16 protein-coding genes and 1 pseudogene are annotated in these 23670 nt (G+C 45.4%); 10 read left to right on the forward strand and 7 right to left on the reverse strand.

Features of this window, described 5'->3' with window-relative positions; translation table 11 throughout:
- Nucleotides 1-30 precede the first annotated feature (30 nt).
- On the forward strand, nt 31-1689 hold the full coding sequence (locus NAF19_RS27655; protein ID WP_252793614.1) for a M1 family metallopeptidase: 1659 nt from the start codon (nt 31-33) through the stop codon (nt 1687-1689).
- A 250-nt stretch (nt 1690-1939) separates the two neighbouring features.
- Here the strand turns inward: NAF19_RS27655 and NAF19_RS27660 are convergent, their stop codons facing one another.
- Nucleotides 1940-2176, reverse strand: a complete 237-nt coding sequence (locus NAF19_RS27660) for a hypothetical protein (RefSeq protein ID WP_252793615.1) — start codon at nt 2174-2176, stop codon at nt 1940-1942.
- Between the two features lie 160 nt (nt 2177-2336).
- Between NAF19_RS27660 and NAF19_RS27665 the strand changes: the two genes are divergently transcribed.
- A complete protein-coding gene (locus tag NAF19_RS27665; RefSeq protein ID WP_252793616.1) occupies nt 2337-3074 on the forward strand; it encodes a head GIN domain-containing protein in 738 nt (245 codons plus the stop codon).
- A gap of 150 nt (nt 3075-3224) precedes the next feature.
- Here the strand turns inward: NAF19_RS27665 and NAF19_RS27670 are convergent, their stop codons facing one another.
- From NAF19_RS27670 to trmB, 4 genes and pseudogenes are all read right to left on the reverse strand, one after another.
- Nucleotides 3225-5198 (reverse strand): KUP/HAK/KT family potassium transporter, encoded by a 1974-nt coding sequence (locus NAF19_RS27670; protein WP_252793617.1) that lies wholly within the window; start codon nt 5196-5198, stop codon nt 3225-3227.
- Between the two features lie 364 nt (nt 5199-5562).
- Nucleotides 5563-6213 (reverse strand): glycoside hydrolase family 97 C-terminal domain-containing protein, encoded by a 651-nt coding sequence (locus NAF19_RS30945; protein ID WP_502213792.1) that lies wholly within the window; start codon nt 6211-6213, stop codon nt 5563-5565.
- Nucleotides 6214-7526, reverse strand: a pseudogene (locus tag NAF19_RS27680) (glycoside hydrolase family 97 N-terminal domain-containing protein); the annotation flags it as partial.
- A 135-nt stretch (nt 7527-7661) separates the two neighbouring features.
- On the reverse strand, nt 7662-8309 hold the full coding sequence (gene trmB / locus NAF19_RS27685) for a tRNA (guanosine(46)-N7)-methyltransferase TrmB (RefSeq protein WP_252793620.1): 648 nt from the start codon (nt 8307-8309) through the stop codon (nt 7662-7664).
- 273 nt (nt 8310-8582) lie between these two features.
- On the opposite strand from trmB, the gene NAF19_RS27690 reads away from it, so the two are divergent.
- Both NAF19_RS27690 and NAF19_RS27695 read left to right on the forward strand, forming a co-directional pair.
- Nucleotides 8583-11453, forward strand: a complete 2871-nt coding sequence (locus tag NAF19_RS27690) for a M16 family metallopeptidase (RefSeq protein ID WP_252793621.1) — start codon at nt 8583-8585, stop codon at nt 11451-11453.
- A 134-nt stretch (nt 11454-11587) separates the two neighbouring features.
- Nucleotides 11588-12046 carry a ferritin-like domain-containing protein gene (locus NAF19_RS27695; RefSeq protein WP_252793622.1) on the forward strand — a complete coding sequence of 153 codons (459 nt, stop codon included), beginning with the start codon at nt 11588-11590 and terminating at the stop codon, nt 12044-12046.
- A 260-nt stretch (nt 12047-12306) separates the two neighbouring features.
- On the opposite strand, the gene NAF19_RS27700 is transcribed toward NAF19_RS27695, so the two are convergent.
- A complete protein-coding gene (locus tag NAF19_RS27700) occupies nt 12307-14709 on the reverse strand; it encodes a prolyl oligopeptidase family serine peptidase (RefSeq protein ID WP_252793623.1) in 2403 nt (800 codons plus the stop codon).
- 130 nt (nt 14710-14839) lie between these two features.
- Here NAF19_RS27700 and NAF19_RS27705 point away from each other — a divergent pair, with 130 nt between their 5' ends.
- The 6 genes from NAF19_RS27705 to NAF19_RS27730 all read left to right on the forward strand — a co-directional run bounded on the left by NAF19_RS27705 (nt 14840) and on the right by NAF19_RS27730 (nt 21205).
- Nucleotides 14840-15355, forward strand: a complete 516-nt coding sequence (locus tag NAF19_RS27705) for a GNAT family N-acetyltransferase (RefSeq protein ID WP_252793624.1) — start codon at nt 14840-14842, stop codon at nt 15353-15355.
- Nucleotides 15356-15759: 404 nt separating this feature from the next.
- A complete protein-coding gene (locus NAF19_RS27710) occupies nt 15760-15978 on the forward strand; it encodes a hypothetical protein (RefSeq protein WP_252793625.1) in 219 nt (72 codons plus the stop codon).
- Nucleotides 15979-15983: 5 nt separating this feature from the next.
- Nucleotides 15984-17450: an MbnB/TglH/ChrH family RiPP precursor modification enzyme gene (locus NAF19_RS27715; protein WP_252793626.1), complete on the forward strand. Its 1467-nt coding sequence runs from the start codon at nt 15984-15986 to the stop codon at nt 17448-17450.
- A gap of 269 nt (nt 17451-17719) precedes the next feature.
- Nucleotides 17720-18812 (forward strand): peptide chain release factor 2 gene (gene prfB / locus NAF19_RS27720; RefSeq protein WP_252793627.1). Its coding sequence is split into 2 segments (ribosomal slippage): nt 17720-17779 and nt 17781-18812, totalling 1092 coding nucleotides; the frame shifts between segments, so codons are not numbered across the junction.
- Nucleotides 18813-19059: 247 nt separating this feature from the next.
- Nucleotides 19060-19626: an RNA polymerase sigma factor gene (locus tag NAF19_RS27725; RefSeq protein ID WP_252793628.1), complete on the forward strand. Its 567-nt coding sequence runs from the start codon at nt 19060-19062 to the stop codon at nt 19624-19626.
- Nucleotides 19627-19771: 145 nt separating this feature from the next.
- Entirely contained in the window at nt 19772-21205 is a 1434-nt protein-coding gene (locus NAF19_RS27730) for a glycosyl hydrolase family 79 C-terminal domain-containing protein (protein ID WP_252793629.1), read from the forward strand.
- Between the two features lie 72 nt (nt 21206-21277).
- Here NAF19_RS27730 and NAF19_RS27735 read toward each other — a convergent pair whose 3' ends face one another.
- A complete protein-coding gene (locus NAF19_RS27735; protein WP_252793630.1) occupies nt 21278-23569 on the reverse strand; it encodes a GH92 family glycosyl hydrolase in 2292 nt (763 codons plus the stop codon).
- Nucleotides 23570-23670 lie beyond the last annotated feature (101 nt).

Raw genomic sequence — 23670 nt, forward strand, 5'->3', positions numbered from 1 at the left:
TGTCTTCACAGACCGCTTTTAAAACATAAAATGAAACGATACAGATTATTACTACTGTGCGCGCTGGCGCTGATTTCCTTTGGTGCAAACGCCCAACTTGGCGCTGTTAAAGAAACCTTTACCCGGGCCGATTCATTGCGGGGCTACCTTAGCCCGTTGCGTACCTGTTACGATATTAATTATTATCATCTTGATGTTAAGTTTGATATCGACAATAAATTCATCAGCGGCAGCAACCTGTTTAAATTCACAGCTACCGAAGATTTTACCAAACTGCAGTTCGATCTGTTTGCGAACCTGAAGGTTGAAAAAGTGGTTTACAAAGGCAAAGAGCTGTCTTTTACCCGCGAGTTTAATGCTGTGTTTGTAACCTTCCCAAACACCATCAGTAAAGGCAGCAAGGATGAGTTTACTGTTTTTTACTCCGGTAATCCAACCATTGCCAAACATGCACCATGGGATGGGGGAATTGTTTTTGCAAAAGACTCATTGGGCAATCCATGGGTGGCAACCGCCTGCCAGGGAATCGGTGCCAGCATCTGGTGGCCGAACAAGGACCAGCAAGCCGACGAGGTTGACAGCGCCCTGATCAGCATCAGCGTTCCAAAAGGATTAACCGATGCCTCGAACGGACGCCTGCGCAAGGTGACCGATTTGAAAAACGGTTACACCCGGTTCGACTGGATTGTTACGGAGCCCATCAATAACTATGACATCGAGGCCAACATTGGCAAATATTCGCACATCAGCGATAGCTACATGGGCGAAAAAGGCAAGCTCACTTTAGATTATTGGGTGCTTGATTATAACGTTGAAAAAGCAAAGAAACAATTTGGCGAAAATGTGAAGGACATGATAAAGGCCTTTGAGCATTGGTTTGGCCCGTATCCTTTTTACGCAGATGGCTATAAGTTGATTGAAGCACCGCACCTTGGCATGGAGCACCAAAGTGGTACGGCCTACGGCAACCACTATCAAAACGGCTATCTTGGGCGCGATCTTTCGGGCACCGGCTGGGGATTGAAATGGGATTTCATTGTGGTGCACGAGAGCGGGCACGAGTGGTTCGGCAACAACATCACCTCTAAGGACTTGGCTGATATGTGGATACACGAAAGCTTTACAAACTATTCCGAATCGTTATTTATTGAGCAGCGCTATGGTAAACAGGCCGGGCAGGAATATGTGCACGGCACCCGTTTTGCCATTGCAAACGACAGTCCGATTTTGGGCGTATATAATGTAAATAAAGAAGGATCGGGCGATATGTATTACAAAGGCGGAAACATGCTGAACATGATACGTACCATTATTAACGATGATGAAAAATGGCGCAGCATACTCCGTGGTCTTAATAAAACCTTTTATCACCAAACGGTAACTTATGATGATGTGGTGGGCTATATCAACCAGCAATCAGGCAAAAATCTGTCGCCGGTGTTCGACCAGTATTTAAAATACCGCAGCATCCCGATATTAAATTTTATGGAAACAGGCGGCAAATTATATGTTCGCTGGATATCGGATGTAAAAGGCTTCAATATGCCCGTACGCGTAAAGCTTAAAGGCGGCGATTACCAGTTTATTACGCCGTCAACCAGGTTTATGCCGGTAACTATCGACGGCGCTAAAAAGGATAACATTGAGGTAGATAAATTTAATTATTATATTGGGGTGATGGTGGATTAGTGCCCCCCGGCCCCCTGAAGGGGGAGTGAACAGGGCTTTTCCTGAGCTGCGCCGTGAGGTGCAAAACGTCGGTAGAAAAACGAAAAATAAAAGGGTCAGCGTGCCGTTAGGTACGCAACATCGGCGAAGTTCCGTACCTGACGGCACGGAGAATCCTGGTATATTGTTTTTCTACCGACCTTAAACCCCGATGGGGTTCATCTGGCATGACGGAGATGTAAGGTTAAATTGGATGTTCTACACTGAATTATCAGGCATTTCTTAGCTTGTTCCAAAAAACATCTGACGATATCGTGCGTCCATTTTCGGCGTCAGCCAAGCCCTCCTCAATGTGTTGCCGTTGAGATTCTGATAGGTCTGCCCACCAATCCCCACCTGATTTGGATGTGCGTAGCCCATCTAAAATAAAAAGCATACCGGGGTCTGATAGCTGCTCTATCCATGCTATCAGGTCTGATTTGGTTCTTTTTATTTCGGCTATCGACATAGTGAATAGTTACTATCGCAAAATTAGTTATTATTCATTAAAAAAACAGGGTTGATCCCGCTATAAAACGAGGCGTTAGTTGTAATAATCTTGAAGATATTTACTATTTTCGTGCAACCTTGCACTTTTACTTGCGTCTAATTAAACAAAACTAAAAACCATGAAATATATAGCTAAATTTTTGCTGGCTGTTTTGTTTGTTACCGGCGCAGTCAATACGTTTGCAAAGCCTGCTTCAATTGTAAAAATAAGCGCTTCCGAAACCGTCGACCGCCATTTATCCGGCTTTAATGCTATTAATGTTGCCGGGCCGTTTGACGTGGTTATTACCCAGGGATCAACAGAGTCGGTTAAAGTAGAAGCACCTCACGATGTGATCGACCGTATTTTAACCGAAGTAAACAATGGCGTACTGAAAATTTACAGCAAACACGATACCTTTAACTGGGGTAACTGGTGGGGCAACCATAAAAAAATCATGGTGTATGTTTCTGTAAAAGATGTAAGAGAGGTTAATATCAGCGGTTCGGGCGATGTGGCTTTTAGAGATGGTCTTACCGCCAATTCTTTAAAGCTGCGCATAAGCGGTTCGGGCGATATGGTTGGTAAAATAGATGTTAAAACCCTTGAAAGCAGCATTTCTGGCTCTGGCGACATGAGCCTGACTGGTCGTGCCGATAATTCAACCGTCAGCCTGGTGGGCTCGGGCGATTACACTGCGCGTAACCTTACTACCGCAAGCACCGCCATCCGCCTTACCGGCTCGGGCGATGCTTACGTGAATGCAACCGAACGTATCGATGCCGCTTTACACGGCTCGGGCGATATCCACTGCTCCGGCAACCCTAAAAACGTTTCCAAATCAACCAGCGGCAGCGGCGATATCTACGTTCATTAATTAGCCCTATCCAATCTAATATATACTATAAAGCGCCATCTGACTTAGGTCGGTGGCGCTTTTTTTGGACCGGGATTGAGCGGATTCTAGGGATTTATCCACGATGCTGGCAACCAATCCCTCAAATTCTCATTCCATTTTTGGCTGGATTTATACTGCAGCTACCCGTTTCAAAATAATATTGCCGACAGGTTTAACCACCAGCGGTATTTTCTCCACATAGGTTTCGCTGGTATCCAAACCAAATGCTTTGGCCTCTGATTGTGCCAGTTTTTTTATGGCGAAATAACTGTTAAGTATAAAACCTTCTTTTACGCTGAACGAGTTATTGTACGACAGGAATTTCTCCATTATCACAAACCTGAAATCAGCATTTATTTTAAACTGATTGAGCGATTCGTAGCGGCTGTGGATATCAATTTCATTGCGGGCCACCATGTCCTCAACAACCTTGCGGTACAGTACGTTTACCCGCGGCTGTATCCTGAAACCGAGGCGAAACTCTATCCTGATTATTTTGCCCGGCTCAACCTGGTCAACGCTGTACTCCATGGTGTAAGGCTCGTTGGTGGTTTCAATGTGCACAAACCAGTAAACGTCAGCCCGCTTGGGCTTGCGGCTCATTATCGAGTATAATATCTTTTCCTCAATTTGCCTGGCGTTATTTGCTTTGGTTAGATAAATAAGATGGGTTGAATATTTACTGATGGATGTGTCGGCGCTAAGCGCATTCAGTAACGGCACCTGGTCCTTCAGGTCAACAAAGTTTAGGAAGCGGTTGTTTATCTTCCTCGCCTTAAACCAGATATACATGGTGAATATCAGCCCGCCCTCAAATGCAACGAAGAACAACCGTTTCAATAACTTTATGGCGTTGGCTACAAAAAACGAAAACTCAACAGTTATGAATAAGCAAAGTATAATGGTTACCAACCACACCGGCCAGTGCTTAACATAGCGCATAAAATAGTACATCAATATGGTGGTCATCAGCATGGCTATGGTTATGGAGAACCCGTAGGCAGCCGTCATGGCTTCGGATGTTTGGAAATAAAGCGAAACAGCAATACACCCAAAGCACAATATCCAGTTTATGCTGGGGATATAAATTTGCCCGCGAATATTTGACGGATACTTTATAGTAATGCGCGGCCAGAAGTTCATACTCACCGCTTCGCTGATGAGCGTAAACGAGCCGCTTATCAATGCTTGGCTGGCTATAATAGTTGCCAGTGTTGCCAGCGCCACACATGGGATCATAAATAAATGCGGGTAGGGCACTATTTGATAAAACGGATTGACACCTGCAAAACTTGTACCGGCTGGTTGCATCAAAACCCAGGCACCTTGTCCTAAATAACTAAATATCAGCGCTATTTTCACAAATATCCAGCTAACCTGGATGTTTTTTCGGCCGCAATGGCCCAAATCTGAATATAAGGCCTCGGCACCGGTTGTACACAGGAAAACCGCGCCTAACAGATAGATTGCCCGTGGGTGCACGGCTAACAAATGAATACCGTAATAGGGGTTCAACGCCCTGATGATGCCAGGATTGTGCACAAATTGAATGGCCCCTAAAACACCTATCATTAAAAACCAAAGCAGCATAACCGGTCCGAACGCCGAACCAACTACCTTGGTGCCAAATTGCTGGAAAAAGAACAGCAACACCATAATACCTATCACGATGCCAAGAATAAGCTTGCTGCCCGGCACAAATGACGATGCCAGTGCGGGCACGTTGCTTAAACCCTCAATTGCCGATGTTACAGAAATTGGCGGCGTGATAATACCATCGGCGAGCAATGTACCGGCGCCTATTATTGCCGGGATGGCCAGCCATTTGCCATAGCGCCGCACCAGGGCATATAATGAAAAGATACCGCCTTCGCCGTGGTTATCGGCCTGCAGGGTGATGAAGATGTATTTGAAGGTTGTTTGCAGCGTAAGTGTCCAGAATATACAGGAGATTGACCCTAACACCAGGGCCTCGTTTACCTGCCGCCCCTCCACCAATAAAGTTTGAAAAACATACAGTGGCGAGGTACCGATATCGCCAAAAATAATTCCCAGGGTAATAAGCGCACCCGCAAACGAAAGCTTTTTTAAATGTGATTGCATGAAATAAATTGAACTGAAGTAAAGTATTTATAAAACAGGGGAAACATGGCGGATATTGGTGCCATTAAATACCTTAAGTATTGAATTATCATTTTGATATGGGCATTTACTGTTTCGGCACCCTTTCCAATAATCATGCCGCCGGACGAAATCAGGGCCATGGTTTTGATTTACAGCAATTTATCAAATAAGCACAAAAAAGCGACCCTGCCAAAATGACAGGGTCGCTTTTCATAATGAAATGGTTTACAATTAAAGCAGGTTATTATCGGCAGGCTTTAAATAAGCATGCCATTTTGAAAATAAGCATACCACTTTGATAAATAACTCTGATTTTAATCCCGGCAAAAGCTGTCAAACCCGCTTATTCCCGGTCAAATCTTGCAGCCCAGCCACCGCCGGATGCCATTTTGATGGTCAGCTTATCTTTTGCGGTTACCGTTATGGTTTTGGTGGTGTAATCGGTTGCGTCTTTGCCGGCGTTTAAACCATCTTCAAAAATTACGGCCTTATATTTGCCATCGCCTAAAAAGGAAAGATCAACGGTTAAATCACGGGCATTCCAATTGGTCATTGCACCGGCGTACCAGGTGCGGCCTTTTTTGCGGGCGATGCTTACAAAATCACCCACTTTGCCATCAAGCGCTACGGTAGCATCAAAGGTAGTTGGTATGGCGGCTATAAAATTGGTGCTTTCCTGCTCGCGCTGGTATATGCTCGGGTTATCGCTCAGCATTTGCAGCGGTGCCTCAAATATGGTGTACATAGCTAATTGGTGACTGCGTGTCCCCTGTGTCATCGGGTTGGAGTTTACCGGCCTGAAGGCTTCCTTGGTAGCATTACGCATGCCGCCGGGGGTATAATCCATCGAACCCGACATCATGCGGATAAACGGTATACTTACATCATAACCGGGTTGGTTATCAGTTCCCCATTTCATATTTTCCAAGCCTTTCACGCCTTCGCAGTTAATAATATTTGGCCAGGTGCGCTGCATGCCGCTGGGCTTATACATGCCGTGGTAATCAATCAACTGATGATGTTTTGCGGCGATTTTGGCGATGTCAAATAATGAGGCGACCATTTTCTGGTCGTCTCGGTCGATGAAATCTACCTTAAAACCCTTTACGCCCATTTTTCAAACTTATCCATCAACCCTTCAACGTCGCGGCTTATGGCGTACCAGGTCGACCATAAAATTACCCCTACATTTTTCTGTTTGGCATAGTCGACTACTGCCTGCACATCAAGCTTGGCCTTGTTCAAATCCCAATCGTCCGACCAGCCCTCGTCAATAATAATATACTCCAGCTTATTTGCTGCCGCGAAATCGGTGTAGTATTTATAGGTAGGCACATTTATGCCCGATTTAAAATCAACATGGCTCACGTTCCAGTCGTTCCACCAGTCCCAGGCAACCTTGCCGGGTTTTATCCACGAGTAATCAGTTATTTGCGAAGGCTCGGCCAGCTTTTGCATCATGTCGTTATCGGCCAACTGTTTGTCTTCGGTGCTGATAACTACTACAAGCCAGGGGAAGCTGCGGGTGCCACTGGTTTTGGCAATAAAGTCAGCACGTTTGTTCACCACGTAGTTTATCCTCAAAACAGCTTCTTCGGTTGGGTATTTTGAAAATACGCCATGCAGGCTGTTGCCTTCCCCGCGGGTGAGGTACATCCCCGGGTAATCCTGCAAATCCGCCTCCAATATCACTGCCTTTTTTGGTGAGCCAACATCAACCAAGACCGGCAGAAATGCCAGCGTGTCTTTTTTTATGGCTGATAGATTGATGTTATCATAGTGGGACTCGAACGACGTAGTGAATTTGTCTTTATTACGATAGTCGTTAACAAAAGGCAAAAACGCTTTGTCGTCATCTTTAAAATTAAAATTTGCGCTTTCGTTTGTTATGGTGATATCCCCTTTTTTGGCGGTTACAAACCTGTAAGCTGCTCCGTCGTTATACGCCCTGAAAATAAGGCTATAATCGCCTTTAAAGTTTATGATTAGCTGGTTAAAATTATCCTGCACCTGTGTTTTTTTATAGATAGGCGTGGCGATAGTTGAGTTAGTTGAGCTTGCAGTTGCCTTTTTCACGGCTGCGTTTTTACCCAAAACATCGCCGTTATCCAAAGTTATCGAAATTTCTGATGGTGTTATTATTTCTGTGCCTTCGTGATTAACAGCCCAGGTTACAGTTGAGCCGGCGCTGATGTTTACGCTGATTTTGCCATCGGGCGATTTTACCTGGTAAGTTTTGGCAGATTGCGCCATTGCAGCCGACAGCGAACAGGTTAGCCACAGCAGTGCTATTACTCTTAATTTCATGAGATATTGGGTTACTGGTTTATAAGCATCCTAAACTAAATAAAATGAGCGAATAATTAATGTAGAATTGACAATTTAATCATAGAATGCTTTTATCGTATCAGTGTTTTGCACTGACCTGCTCTATTGGCATTGTTAAAAAGAAAATTTCAGGTAGTTAATATTCTTATTGTCCTTCAAATATTTCTTTTCATAGTAAGTTTTGATGTTCAGTACTTCGTCGGCATACTCAGATTTGTAAACGTCTTCGGTTCTTGCATGCAATGTTAAGCCGGTTTCAGCAATCTTATCGGCGGTATAGGCATGCAAATCGTCGTTATCGGTTTTAAGGTTTACAAAGCCCCCGGGCGTTAATATCACCCGGTACATATTTAAAAACCGCGATGAGGTTAGCCGCTTTTTCTCGCGGCTCAGCTGCGGCTGCGGATCGGGAAAGGTAATCCATATTTCATCAACCTCGCCGGGGCCAAAATATTCAATAAGCGTTTCAATTTGTATGCGTAAAAATGCCACGTTGGTAACCCCGTCTTCCAAAGCGGTTTTTGCACCCCGCCAAATACGGTTGCCCTTGTAATCGATGCCGATAAAGTTTTTCTCCGGGAACATCACCGCCAGGTTAACGGTATATTCGCCTTTTCCACAGGCCAGCTCAAGCACTACCGGGTTGTTGTTTTTAAAAAATGCATCGGCCCACTGACCTCTAAAGGGCTTGCCGGCATCCAGTTGTAAAACATTGCTGAAGGTAGCTATCTCGGCAAAGCGCCGTATTTTATCTTTTCCCACTAAAAATAATTAAAGCGCAAAAATAAGGTTTTCAGGAATTTATTTCACGTTGATTTAAACGCACTACTATTTGTCGAAATGCACGGGATGACGGTTGCTTAATGCCATTCTGGTAAAACATTAATTATAAATGAGTTTGCCTGGTAACAGCCGCAAAAACCCAATAATAAATAAATCCAATATATCCTTGTTAAATGATGTTAAATGTAATAATGGTGTTTGTAACTAAGGCATTCGTTTCGCATATTAGCGGATTATTCCCTGATTTAAAAAATGAGATTAAACTATAAAGTTTCAGTAGCGGCGTTAGCCCTGCTTGTGGTATCGGGTGGTGCGTTTGCGCAGGTTAAAAAAAAGCCCGTTACACCGTCACCAAAATCTAAACCCGCCGGTGTTGAACAAAAACATATTGTTGCGGCAGGCCTGTTGCCCGCCGACCCTGAGGTTATAGTAGGCAAACTGCCAAATGGCTTAACCTACTATGTGCGTAAAAACGCCGAGCCAAAAAACCGGGCCGAATTATACCTGGTAAACAAAGTTGGTTCGGTACTTGAAACCGACGACCAGCAAGGCCTGGCCCACTTTACCGAGCACATGGCATTTAACGGCACGCGCGACTTCCCGAAAAACGACATGGTAAGCTACCTGCAAAAATCGGGTGTTAAATTTGGTGCAGATTTGAATGCCTACACCTCGTTTGATGAAACAGTTTACCAACTGCCATTACCTACCGATAGCGTCGACGTATTTGAAAAAGGCTTTAATATATTAGCCAACTGGGCATCATACGTAACTTTCGATCCTAAAGAAATTGATTCGGAACGTGGCGTGGTGCTGGGAGAAAAACTGGCAAACGGTAAAAATGCACAGGAGCGCCTGAGCAATCAAACCTACCCGATACTACTGAACAACTCACGCTATGCACAACGTATCCCGATAGGCAAAGAAGACATCCTTAAAACTTTTAAGCCTGAAACAATTAAAAGCTTTTACCATGATTGGTACCGCCCTGATCTGCAGGCCGTGATTGCCGTTGGCGATTTTGACCCTGCACGGGTAGTAGAGCTGATAAAGCGCAATTTTTCATCGCTGCAAAACCCTGCAAACGAGAAGCCCCGCACCGTTTACAATGTGCCGCCTACGCCGGGCACCGTTGTTAAAATAGCAACCGACAAGGAATTTCCGTACACCCTTGCTGAAATTATTGTTAAGCACCCGCAAACCAGCATCAAAAACACTGCTGATTTAATGCAAAGCATCCGCGTGCAATTATTTAACCAGATGCTGAACGACCGCATAAGCGAATTAACCCAAAAACCTACCCCTCCGTTTGTTTATGGCCAAAGCTCATACGGGCCGTTTATTGGCAAACAGGATGCATTCACAACAATCGCAGTATCTAAATCGGGCGGCCTCGAAACTGCTATTAAAGCAGCTGTTGCCGAAACCGAACGTGTGCGCCACTTTGGCTTTACTTTAACCGAATTGGAAAGAGCCAAACAAACCGCATTAACTGGTATTGACAATGCCTATCGTGAGCGCGATAAAACCCGGTCGGCAAACTTTGTTGGCGAATACCAGCAAAACTTTTTGCACGGGGATGCCTTTGCGGGAATATCATATGTCTACAATTTTTATGTAAACAACATCAACAAAATTACCCTTGCCGAATTGAACGGGATGGCCGGTAAATTTGTAAGTGACCAAAACAGGGTAATTATTGTTGAAGCGCCCGAAAGCGAAAAAGACAAGTTGCCAAATGAAAAAACCATTTTAGATTGGATTGCCAATGCAGGCAAAGGAGTGACCGCATACGTTGACAACACCAGCGACAAACCTCTGCTTGACCAGTTGCCAAAAGCAGGTAAAATTACCGAAACCAAAGCCGATAGCCTTATTGGCATTACAACATTTACGCTGAGTAATGGCGCCAAGGTAGTTTTAAAACCAACCAAGTTTAAAAACGACCAGGTACTAATTAACGGTTACAGCTTTGGCGGCACATCGTTGGCAAGCGATGATGACTATACCTCAGCCGAATTGGCGGGTGGTATTATCGGTGCCAGCGGAATAGCCGACTTTACACAGATACAGCTTAATAAAATATTGAGCGCTAAGAATGTAAGCGTATCACCATATATAAGTGATGTTGCCCAGGGCATAACAGCAAATACAACCCCCAAAGATTTTGAAACGGCTATGCAGCTCATATACCTGTACTTCACGCAACCACGCAAAGATGCTGATGTATGGCAGGCCAACATAAGCCAGACTAATGCCCTGCTTGCCAACCGCGGCCTAAATCCGGGAAGTGTTTTCCAGGATACAGTTAGCGCTACATTAAATAACCATAATTTCAGGGAGATGGTGGTAACACCCGAAAGACTGAACAAGGCCAGTCTTGATAAAGCTTACGCGTTTTACAAGGACCGTTTTTCGGATGCAAGCAGTTTTGTGTTTACGTTTGTAGGTAACTTTGATGTGGCAGTTTTGAAACCATATATTGAGGCTTATTTGGCTAGCCTGCCCTCAACAAACCGAAAGGAAACGTATAAAAACCTTAATATCGTTCCGCCGGCAGGGCAGATAACAAAAACAATAAACAAAGGCATTGGCGAGAAAGGCACGGTACAATTAGTATTTAGCGGCAACTATGACTACAATGACGTAAATAACATACAAATTGACGCCCTTGAAGAGGTTTTACAGAACAGGTTGCTCGACCGCCTGCGCGAGCAAGATGGTAAAATTTATAATCCGGGCGTTAGGGCGAGTTATAAAAAGATACCTAACAGCCGGTTTAGTTTCACCATATCGTTTACCTGCGTTCCTGCTGATGTTGACAGACTGATAGCAGACACCCAGGACGAAATAAACAAACTGAAACAAAGCGGTGCGTTACAGGCTGATATTGATAAGTTTGTTGCCGAAGAGGCACGCTCAACCCAGGTTCAGTTAAAGGAGAACGTTTTTTGGGCAGGATATCTTGGTGCTTCGGCACAAAACCAGGAAGACCCTGATGCCATATTGCACCATGTAAGTAATTTGAGCAATATAACAACCGGCAGTACTAAAGATGCCGCTAACAAATATTTAAGCGGCACCAATTTGATTAAGTTTATTTGGTTGCCCGAGAAAAAGTAACCGGATAGGTTAAATTACATTATTAAACGCCCATAGTTATAAGCTATGGGCGTTTTCGTTTTAGGCTGATAGTAATCATTGGTACTAATATTGGCAGGATAGTTGTTTGAGTATAAGCACAAAAGCTATCAACCATGGAAACCACAGAAAAGTCAATTGAAATATTAAACGACCTTATTGAGATAAATAACGACCGCGTTGCGGGCTTCGCACATGCAGCCCAGGAATTGCAGGAAAAGGACCTGGATTTGCGAACCTTGTTTATGCAATTACGCGACGAAAGCCGCAGAAACGTGCACGAGTTGGGTTCAGCAATTCATAAAACGGGGGGCGATGTTGAAATGGGGATGAGCGGAAGCGGGGCCATACATCGCATGTGGCTCGATGTCAAATCTGCCTTTAGCGGGCACGACCGCAAAACCGTTTTAGAAGAATGCGAACGCGGCGAAGACGCTATCAAAAAGGCCTACCAGGCAGCATTAACTGCCGAAAGCGGCCTGGCTCCGGAATTCACGGAAATTGTGACACGCCAGCAACAGCGTGTTATCGACGCGCATAACCAGGTAAAGACTTTGCGCGACGCGGAAGATTAAAGAAATTATTTCGCCGGCGTTTTTTTTATTGGCATAAAATCAAAATATTAATAAACAGGCTGGCTCTAAACTTTGTTAAATCGTTATTATATGTTATTCGCAGACAGGTAAAAAATTAACCATTTGATAATGAACATGTTTCACAGCGTTCCGGGTGTTCCACGCGGAAAAATGGAACGCTTGCACCCATCAGCCGCCTAACATCTGCAAAAAAAGCCCCCTGCATTGCAGGAAGCTTTTTATCGGAAAGCTAAAGGAGCTTATGGTTTCTTCAGCGTCGTTTCAAACAACTTAAATATCCGCTTATATTCATCCGTCCAGCTGCTGGGTTGTACAAACCCGTGATCCTCTACCGGGTACGACGCCAGTTCCCAGTTTTCCTTATGCAGCTCTATCAGTTTTTGGCTGAGGCGGATAATATCCTGGTAGTTTACGTTCTGGTCAACCATGCCGTGCAACATCAGCAGGTTGCCTTTAAGGCCATCGGCAAAATAAATGGGCGAGCTTATGCGGTACGATTTTTCATCAGTAAATGGCTCATTTAAAATACTGGCGGTATAGCCATGGTTGTAGTGCGCCCAATCGGTAACAGAACGGATAGCGCCGCCAGCCGCCCAAGTATCGGGCTCGGTAAACAGTGCCATCAATGTTATAAAACCGCCGTATGAACCGCCATACAAGCCTACATGCTTAGGGTTAACGCCGTATTTTTCAACCAGCATTTTAACGCCGTCTTCCTGGTCAGTTAGGTCTTTGCCACCCATGTGGCGATAGATTGCAGTGCGCCAGTCGCGGCCATAGCCCGCGCTGCCTGAATAGTCAACGTCCAGTACTACGTAGCCGTTATCAGCCAGCATATTGTTAAACATGTACTCACGGAAATACGAGCTCCACCAAAAGTGCACGTTTTGCAGGTAGCCTGCACCGTGTACAAATACTACAGCAGGTTTTGCGGGGTCCTGTTTTTCGGGCACATACAGGCGTGCATAAACATCGCTGCCGTAACGGTTTTTAAAGGTGATAACCTGCGGTTCGCGCCATGGGTACGATTTAAACTCCGCGCTTATTGAATTGGTCACCTGTTCGGCCTTTGCGCCCGGTTTATTGGGTTGTACATACAGTTCCCATGGCTTGTTTGAAAAGGAGTAACGTATAGCCAGCCATTTTTCATCAGGCGATAGGGTTACTTCGTTACCACCTTTCATGCTGGTTATTTTAACAGGCTCACCGCCCGCAACCGGGATACGGTAAAAATGAGTAACACCCGGATGCTCGATATTACCAATAAAGTAAAATGTCTTTTTATCTTTCGACAGCTGCAGACTTTGTACCTCCCATTTGCCGGTTGTCAGTTGTTTTTTGGTGCCGGTTACTGCATCAAGCAGGTAAATGTGGGCATAGCCGCTGGCTTCGCTTTCAAAATAAAAATGTGTGTTGTCTGTCCAGCCCACATTACCCTGGCCTGCACCGCCGACCCAGGCCTCGTTGCGCTCACGGTCCATTGGGGTTAAACTGCCGGTTGCAGGGTCAAGCTTCATTACCCACACGTCCTTGTTGTCCTGCGCGGTAATCTCAACTATGGCATACTTGCTGTCTTCGCTCCAGAACGGGCCGCGGATAACCAGCTTGCGGTCTTCATTAGCCTTTGTGAGGCGTTCCAACTCTTTAGGGTAATCCTTCACATAATCGGGCAAGTCCTTAATGCCCGGAATGGTTGTAGTATTGATTTTATAAACAGTATCTTTGTGCGTGTCGAATACAAAGCTTTCGTAGGCAGCTTGTGGTTCGCCAACTTTGGTGCGATTTGGGATATCTTCGGTAAAACCTGACGCCGTAACATAGTTGGGCACGATAGCGCTTTTTACGCCTTCGGGATATTTGGCCAGCCGATAAGTTACATAATGCCCATCCGGGCTAAGCACCACATCGCCTACCGATTTATTGTCAACAGCAATTTCCTTTAATTTTTTTACTTCAAATTCCTTGCGCTCGATAGAATCCAGCTTGCGGTCCTTGTCTTTTACCTTGATAATATCAAAAAGTTCAAGCTGCTGCGCCTTTAACCAGCGTTCCTGGTCGTTACCGGCTACTACGTCTGTCGCGGCCCTGCGGCCACCGCCACGACGTCCGCTTGCGGCCGGAGCCGGGGTTGCTGCTGCCGAATGCGTAAAATTGGTTAGCTGCACCAACTCGCCGCTTGCAATTTTAAACGAAAACAGGTTTTCGCCGCGGGTAAATATTATTTTGCTTTCATCGCCGCTAAATGACGGACTGCCTTCCCTTTCCGCAGTATTGGTTAGCTGAGTTATTTTACCGCTTACAAGGTCTGACAGGAAAACATCGCCATTTTTTTCGAAGACTTTTAGCGTGTGCTTTTTGTTCCAGTCGCCATATTCGGGTACCATGGCTTTGCGCTCATCCATGCTAACCTTGGCGGGCTTGATATCGGTTGGGGTAATGGCGAATAGCTGGTCGCGGTCGGCATTTTCGGGATTCCAGTTAAAATAAATCTTTTTGCTGTCGTCGCTCCAGCGGATGTTTGACGGTGCTACACCGATCCACTTGGGGTCACGCATTATTTTTTCGATGGATAAGGGAGCCAGGCTTTGCGCAAACACGCCGCTGCACCCTGATAAAAGCAGGATGATAAGGATTTTTTTCATGTCAGTTATTTTGTTCTGCCGGCTTAAACCGTGGCGTTTATTAACCGCCCTAACCAAAGTATAAGTAATCGGCAAGCCAAGATAGTATTTTCCCTAATCATTAGTATTTTTAACATTGTTTTGTTACAAAATGGAAATAAAAGGACGAGGATTTACGCTTCGCGAATGGCGGGCCGGCGATGTTGCGGCGTTGCAGCGTAATGCCGATAACAGTAAAATTTACAACTGCCTGTTAGATGTGTTTCCGCACCCTTACACTATGGAAAACGCTGCTGACTGGGTTAGCATGATGATGACCCAGGACCCGCTGCTGGTTTTTGTAATTGATATAGCCGGTGAACTTGCCGGTGTGGTTGGCATCACCATGCGCAACGATGTTTACCGCAAAGCACCCTTAATTGGTTACTGGCTCGGTGAGGCTTACTGGGGTTGTGGCATTATGACACAAGCTGTAAAACTTGTAGTTGACTATGCCTTTGCCAACCTGGATATTACACGCCTGCAGGCCGGTATTTTTAGCACCAATCCGGCATCAATGCGCGTGCTGGAAAAGGCGGGCTTTATAAAAGAAGGTATTGCCCGCAAGGCTATTGTTAAAAATGGAATTGTTTTGGATGAACATTGTTATGGGTTGGTGAAAGAATGAATCCCGGTTCAGAAATTGCGCCAGGGATTGAAGCGGATACCGTCCGCCAGCTGGCGGATAATGCCTGTGCAGTATTAGCGGAAAGCCCGCCCGGGCGCCCAATAAATTACCGTACTCACGTATAAATGGAATCCTTCCCCACGTATTTATACTCCCCAAAACACAGTGCCAATACCCACACAGTTAGGTGCCACTACGCTTGCCCCGCGCGCCGGGCCATTATACCTTTACCAATAATTAGTGGTGCTAAAAGCACTGGGTGAACAAGCAGGGCGTTCATTGAAAAAATTTGATAAAGGGAACAGGCAGAAAATCCCGGTACATCTACCTATGTATTAACAGAGTATGCGCCCGTAAGCCGAAAAGGGCGAGCAGAGTAGGCAATAATTATTTATCTAAATATTATGGCAACCAGAAAATTTTCAAAGGCTACACCTATTTATGTATCGGTGCCGCCAAAAATGACAATTGACCAAACACACGCTGTTACAAAAGAAATTTTGGGACTTGTGGGCTGTCCCGGCTGTTACTCGGGCTTCCATTTCCAGTTTATCGACGAAACTGAAATGATACACGCCCGTGTTGATGCAAAGGGGATTAATGTTGGTGGCGCACAATTTTAATTGCTTTGAAAAACCTGGACGAACTTGGCGTAGGCTTGATTTACTTCCAGGGGTTCGAAGATTTTCTTGCATTGCATTCATCGTTGATAGATGTTGTTGAGATTGAGCCGCAAACCTTTTGGTTTGATAAAAATGATGAATGCAATGCATTTAAATACAACCCCGAAGTAACCGACTTTTTGCGCACTTATGATCGCCCCAAGCTGTTCCACGGTGTAGGCTATCCGGTTGGGGGTACATTTTTACCGCCCGATGCCCATTTTAATACCCTGCGCCGGCAGGCTGCCGAACTTAACCCCAAATGGGTGAGCGAGCATTTAAGCTTTAACTTTTTTAAAGACGAAGGGCGCGACATAAATTCCGGCTTTTTGCTGCCGCCTGTTCAAACTGCCGAAAGCATAAAAACCGCGGTGGCCAACATCAACAATTACCGCGCGCAAATGGATCGCCCGTTTGCCTTTGAAACCGGCGTAAACTACTTCCAGCCCCGTAAAAATGAAATGCCCGACGGCTTGTTTGTTAACCGTGTTGCCGAAGAAGCCGATTGCAATATTCTCCTGGATTTGCATAACCTGCTGGTGAACCAGCGCAATGGCCGGCAAACCGTAAGAGAGTTTTTAAGTTACCTCGATTACGAGCGTGTTATCGAACTGCATGTAGCTAACGGCATTTACTACAAAGATTATTACCTGGATGCCCATAGCGGCGCATCAGACGATGAACTTTTGGGTATACTGGAAGATGTGGTTGGCAAACTCCCCAACCTAAAAGCCCTGATGTTTGAAATTACCCCGGATTATTTTATGAAAGTGCCCGAAGCCGAAATACGTGGCCAGCTAATAAAAATGCGCCGGATTTGGGATAAAAAGGGAAATCAATTTAAAAAACACCTACCAGATAGATGCCAGGGAAAAACCTTTGATGAAAGCATATCTGTAAGCGAATGGGAACACACCGTTGGCAGCATTATTTTAGGACGCAGACCCGAAAGCTCGCTGGCAGACGAATTGTTGCAGGATAAAGGCGTTGCCATCGTAAAAGATTTGGTTTTCCATTTCAGGGCTTCGCTGCTGGTATCCATGTTTAAGCTAACTACCCGGTTGTTGCGCCTTTCGGTTGGTGAAGAGGTTTTCAATATTTATGTGGAAGATTTTTTCAGCAGTGTTTTTCCTGAATTGCTGCCGGTTATTTTGGCGGAACAATTTTCGGCTTACGTTACGGCAAACCGGTTTAAGGTTATATATTTAACTCAAATAATGGAATACGAACTGGCAACCATCCATACCGCAATTGATAAACAAACCCGCCATGTTAATTTTAATTTTGACCCGCTGCCTGTTCTGGCCGCGCTGGAAAAGGCAGCGTTACCCGTTGAACAATTCGAAGAAAAAAGCAAAGCGCTTCAAATAGTATATCAGCAGCAGCCGCTATTAGCGGAGTTGCCGGAATTTGTGCCGGCGGTGCATAATTGAATGCCATATCTTTCCTTTTAGCGCAGGCCTGCGACCTGTGCTAGCGGATTGCGCCCCGTTGGGGCTTTTGAGAATTTTCTTTAGTTTACAAATTCGTTTTTCTTAAAAGTGTGCAATAATACTTTAGTTAAGGATACCCTCCAAGCCCCAAAAGGGCGGCCCTCATCAGCGCAGGTCGCAGGCCTGCGCGAAACAGCGATTTCAATTCAACCCTCTACAACTTCCCACAACCTCTACAACAATTACAACCAAACCCCTATATTTGCTCCATGACTAAAGAACAAATCCAGGATTTAAGGGATAGAATAACTTCCCTGAGGAGGCATCTTTGACATCGATAAGAAACTCGATGCCCTCCATTTGGAACAGGAAATAACCGTTGGCCCACATTTTTGGGATCATCCTAAAGAAGCCGAAAAAGTGTTGGCTTCCATCAAAACAAAAAAAGTTTGGACAGATGCCTTTCAAAAAGTAGTTGCTACTGTTGAAGATACGGGCGTGCTTTTTGAATTTTTTCAAAGCGGCGATGCTACCGAAGCCGAAATGCAGGTACAATACAACGCTGCCATAAAAGAAGTTGAAGAACTCGAATTTAAAAACATGCTCTCGGCCGAAGAGGACCAGTTTAACGCAGTACTGCAAATTACTGCAGGCGCAGGTGGTACCGAAAGCTGCGACTGGGCCGGCATGCTGATGCGCATGTACATTATGTGGGGCGAAAAGCATGGCTACAAAGTAACTGAGCAGGATTTCCAGGAAGGTGATGTGGCCGGTGTTAAAACCGTAACCTTGCAAATAGAAGGCGATTTTACTTATGGCTATTTAAAAGGCGAAAATGGCGTGCACCGCTTAGTGCGTATCTCGCCTTTCGATTCAAATGCCAAGCGGCATACTTCGTTTGCATCTGTATACGTTTACCCGCTGGTTGATGATACTATCGAGATAGAGGTTAAAGATGCCGACATAGAGTTTGAAACTTTCCGCTCAGGCGGTGCAGGCGGGCAAAACGTGAATAAGGTGGAAACTGCCGTACGTTTATACCACAAGCCATCGGGCATTATCATAAAAAACCAGGAATCGCGCTCGCAGTTGCAGAATAAGGAAAATGCTATCCGGTTACTGAAATCGCAATTATACGAGGCCGAAATGCGCAAACGCATGGAGTTAAGTAATGCGGTTGAGGGTAACAAGAAGAAGATAGAATGGGGCTCACAAATCCGCAATTACGTGTTGCATCCTTACAAACTGGTTAAAGATTTACGTACCGACCATGAAACTTCGAACGCCGCCGCTGTGTTGGATGGCGATTTAGATGAGTTTTTAAAATCGTACCTAATGGAATTTGGCGGGCCGAAGGGTTAATATTTGTGGTCACTCCGATTATTGTGACACCGCTAATATTTTGCAAGGAAATCTAATTCTTAAAGAATTTTTCTTTTAAAACTGGGTTGACGATTGGGCTTAAAGGGAGTCCCAATCGTCCGCCTTTGTATCACCGACCGTTCGGAAACGAACACTTTCGTAGATGCTTAAAAATTTAATTTATTGATTATCAGTAAATTAAAATAAGGGTATCAATATTGGCATAGGCTCATCAAATTACAACACGATGATGACCGCCGATATACGATTAGCTGAAATGTGGGAAGGCTGCCTTAAGAACGACCGTAAGCAGCAGGAGCTTTTATATAAAACCTTAGCGCCCAGGATGCTGGCTGTGTGCATGCGCTACGCCCATGACAAAGACGAGGCCCAGGATATTTTACAGGAGGGCTTTATAAAGATGTTCAAAAACGCACACAATTACCGCGGCGATGGTAACCTTGAGGGCTGGATACGCCGCATCATGGTTCATTGCGCCATATCGCGCTACCGTAAGTTAAAGCCGATGGTTTTGGTTGAGGACTTTACCGAAGAAAACAGTGGCGCAGGCAGCGGCTACAATGCGCATGGCCTCGAAGCTAAAGATTTGATGCAGATGATACAGAAACTACCGCAAACCTACCGGTCGGTATTTAATATGTACGCCATTGAAGGCTACTCGCACCAGGAAATAGGCAGTAAACTTGGGATGACCGAACTGCTGTCGCGCACCAACCTGCACCGCGCCCGCGCCATTTTAAAAGATATGGTGAATAAACTTACAGGCAGCGAGATGCATTATATGGCGGGATAAGTCCGACTTTACTAACTTCGGACTTACTCAACATTCGTTTAAAAAAATATATGCCGGGAAATACAGCCCGGCATATATTTTCCACAATTTTCTGTATTTTGCGAGGTAATATTGTTGTTACATGCTATTGATTTTTCCCTGATTAATGAACACACCCCGGTTTGCCGTACTTGTTTTGGCACTAAGCCTTTGTGCATGTAAGAAAGACCTTAGCGATACAAACCGGCCAACCAGACCGGACCCGGCAGTTATACCGGTTACCCTTGTTTTAGACCAAACCCTTACCGGGTACAAAATACCACACATTTTCGAAGGCCTCAGCTACGAAACCGCGCTTTTAACCCAGGACCCCGACTATTTAAATGAAAGCAATACTGTACTCGTTCAATTGTTGAAAAACTTAGGCAAGGGCGTTTTGCGCATCGGCGGCAACAGCAGCGACGAAATTGACTGGGGGGCCGATGACGCCGGTACCGACATGCTGCACCGCAAACTTACCAAGCCTGGTATTGACAGGCTGGCAGCATTTGCCAAAGCCATTAAATGGCCGGTGTTGTTTGGTTTAAACCTGGGGAATAGCAATCCAGCAGAGGCCGCAAACGAGGCGGCGTATGTTCACAGCAGGCTACAAAGCAGCTTATACGCATTTCAAAGTGGTAATGAACCAGATTTTTTTGGCAATATTCACCGCCAGGGCAAGTATATTTACGAAGATTACCAGCGGGATTGGCGGGGGTATTATAATGCCATAAAACGCCAGGTGCCCGGAGCTGTATTTGCGGGGCCCGATATGATGCCCTTTAACCTCCGCTGGCTGCATAACTTCACCAAAAGCAACCACGATAAGGTGGTTATGCTCGATGGGCACTATTATAACAATGGCCCCGCATCAAACCCTTCAATAGGTCTGCCCGATGTTTTAGTACCCAATAATAGAATGGCTACGTACCTGCAGGGTATGTCGGTAATCGCGTCTTCGCATGGGTTGCCATTTCGGATATCTGAAGGTAACAGTATCTGGGGACAGGGCAAGCCCGGCATCAGCAATGTATTTGCGTCAGCATTGTGGGCGCTTGATTTTATGTGGAGCGTTGCCGAAAATAAAGGCCAGGGCGTTAATTTTCACGGTGGCGGCGTGCGGTTTGTTTATACGCCTATAAATACTGCAAACGGCGTTACCACGGCCAAACCCCTGTACTATGCCATGCTGGCTTTTAAATATGGCGCAGTTGGCAATAAAATAATACAGCCACGGTTTTTAAACTCAAGCGCCGATGATAACTACAGTGTACACGCTTGTGTTAGTCCCGATAATGCAACCCTGGTAACTATCATAAACAAAGAGACGACCAAAGATTTTTCGTTTACTATACAATTGTCTAATGCAGCATCAAACATACAGGTTGCCCGGCTTTCAGCCCCATCAATAACGGCCAACACTGGTGTTACCTTTGCCGGAAGCACGGTGAACAGTGATGGAAGCTTTGAACCGGCAAATCCCGAGGAATATCGTACCAATCAGAAAAGTTTTACGGTAACAGTGCCGGCAGGAAGCGCGGCAGTGGTGACGGTGAGGTGATTGTTAGCGATTAATTGATTAGAGATTAGTTTAAGACGTCTTACTAATCTCTAATCAACCAACCCCCAATAACTACTTATGTTTACTTCCCATCACAAAACTGATCTCACCGCCATTCATAATATCGGCATGGGTTAAAAACATGCCCGGGTGTGGTTTGCCGTTAAGGGTAATGCTTTGTATGTAAACGTTTTTATCGCTTTGGTTTTTTACGTTAATGGTGAAGGTTTTTCCGTCGCCAACTTGAATAACGGCGTGCTGTACCGCAGGGCTGCCAATGGCATACTGATCGGTAGCAGGAGCAACGGGGTAAAAGCCCAGCGAGCTAAAAATATACCATGCGCTCATCTGGCCGGTATCGTCGTTGCCGCCAAGCCCGTCCGGAGTTGGCTTGTACATGCGGGGTAATATCATCCTTATTTTCTCCTGCGCTTTCCAGGGCTTGTCAGTCCAGTCGTACAGGTAGGCCACGTGGTGCGATGGCTCGTTACCATGCACATAGTTGCCGATGATGCCGTCCTTAGTAATATCTTCTGTTTCGGCAAAATATTTATCAGGCAGGTTATAGCTAAACAGGCTATCTACATAAGTAATAAAGCGCTTGTCGCCGCCCATTATTTTTATCAGCCCTTCCGGGTCATGAGGAACATATAAGGTGTAGTTCCAGGCATTCCCCTCGATAAAGCCCTGGTTAATGGTAGTAAATGGATCGAAGTTTTTGCGGAAGGTACCATCGGCCATTTTGGGGTGCATAAAGCCGGTTTTAGGGTCGTACACATTTTTCCAGTTTTGGGCGCGCTTATTAAATTCTTCATAAACGTCCATCCGGTTTAGCTTTTTGGCCATTTGGGCAATGCAAAAATCGTCGTACGCATATTCCTGGGTTGAGGATACTGAGTTGCCGTTTTTCTCGTCAGGAATGTAGCCCATATCCATATAGTAACCTATACCCTCATAGTCACGGTGTTTCGCGGTGGCTACGCAGGCGTCAAGCGCTTTGTTGGCATCAAAAGGCGCATTGCCTTTCACTACGGCATCTGCAATAACAGATACGCTGTGGTAGCCGCTCATACACCAGTTTTCGTTGGCGCTGTTACTCCATATCGGCAACATGTGTTCGGCACTTTGGTCGAAGTGGGCTATCATGCTTTGTACCATGTCCGAGTTTCGTTTCGGGTCGATAATGTTGAACAACGGGTGCAGCGCACGATGCGTATCCCAAAGGCTAAAGGTTGTATAGTTGGTAAACCCTTCGGCTTTGTGCACATTTTGGTCGAGGCCTTTGTACTGGCCATCCGCGTCCATATAAATGGTTGGGTTTATCATGGCGTGGTACATCGAGGTGTAAAAATCCACCTTTTCGTCCTGGCTGCCGTCGATAACAATTTTATGCAATTCCGCTTCCCATTCGGCCTGGCCATCATTTTTTACTTTGTCGAAGTCCCAACCCGGTATTTCAACCTTCATGTTATTTAATGCGCCATCGATGCTCACCGGTGAAATGGCAAATTTTATCTTGATTTTTTCACCTTCTTCGGTCTTGAAGTCGAAATAGGTGCGCAATTGCCTTCCGGCCAAATCCGGGAAGTTTTTCACCCTGGCAAACTTGCCCCAAAAACCGCCATACACTTCGCGCTTGTCGAACTTTTTATATCCCATCTGGATGAAGGGTTTATTAAACGTCATGGCGAAATAAAGGGTACGGGTACGCGCCCAGCCATTTGTTGAGCGATAGCCCACAACCGTACTATCGTTCACCATGCGCAGGTAAGTCCACACATTTTTATCCGGGTAGTTGTAAATCCCTGCCATCAAATCAAGAATGATGTGCGAGTTATCTGATTTTGGGAAAGTATATTGATGAAAGCCCACACGGGTGGTTGTGGTCATTTCAGCCGTAATATTGCTGGCATCAAGCTTTACTTTGTAATAATTGGCTTCGCTTACTTCGTTAGCGTGAGAGAAAGCCGAGCGGTAGCCGCTGCCGGGTTTGTCGGCAGTGCCTGGATTTAGTTTTACCGCGCCTACAGTAGGCATAATTAAAAAATCGCCCAAATCGCTATGGCCGGTACCACTAAAGTGGGTGTGACTAAATCCTACAATGGTTTTATCATCGTACTGGTAACCGGCGCAGTATTTATATACGTCGGGGTTGTATTTGCCGTTCAGCTCGTAACTGGCGGTATCGGTTTCGGGGCTAAGCTGCACCATACCAAAAGGCACCGTTGCACCCGGGAACACGTGCCCCATACGCTGCGTGCCAATAATGGGCTTAACATATTGAACCAAAATATCGTTAGTTTTTGTTTGTGCCGACGCTATTACGGTTGCGCAGGCGAAAAGAGCGGTCAGTATTTTTTTCATTAGCTGGAGTTGCATTAGTTAAAGGCCAAATATAATGGATTATTGGTTGGTTATTGTTGTGTTGCAGGATTGTTATGTTAGGGTGAGTCGATGTGCGAGCG

Source organism: Mucilaginibacter flavidus (assembly GCF_024055575.1).
GTDB classification, from domain to species: Bacteria; Bacteroidota; Bacteroidia; order Sphingobacteriales; family Sphingobacteriaceae; genus Mucilaginibacter; species Mucilaginibacter flavidus.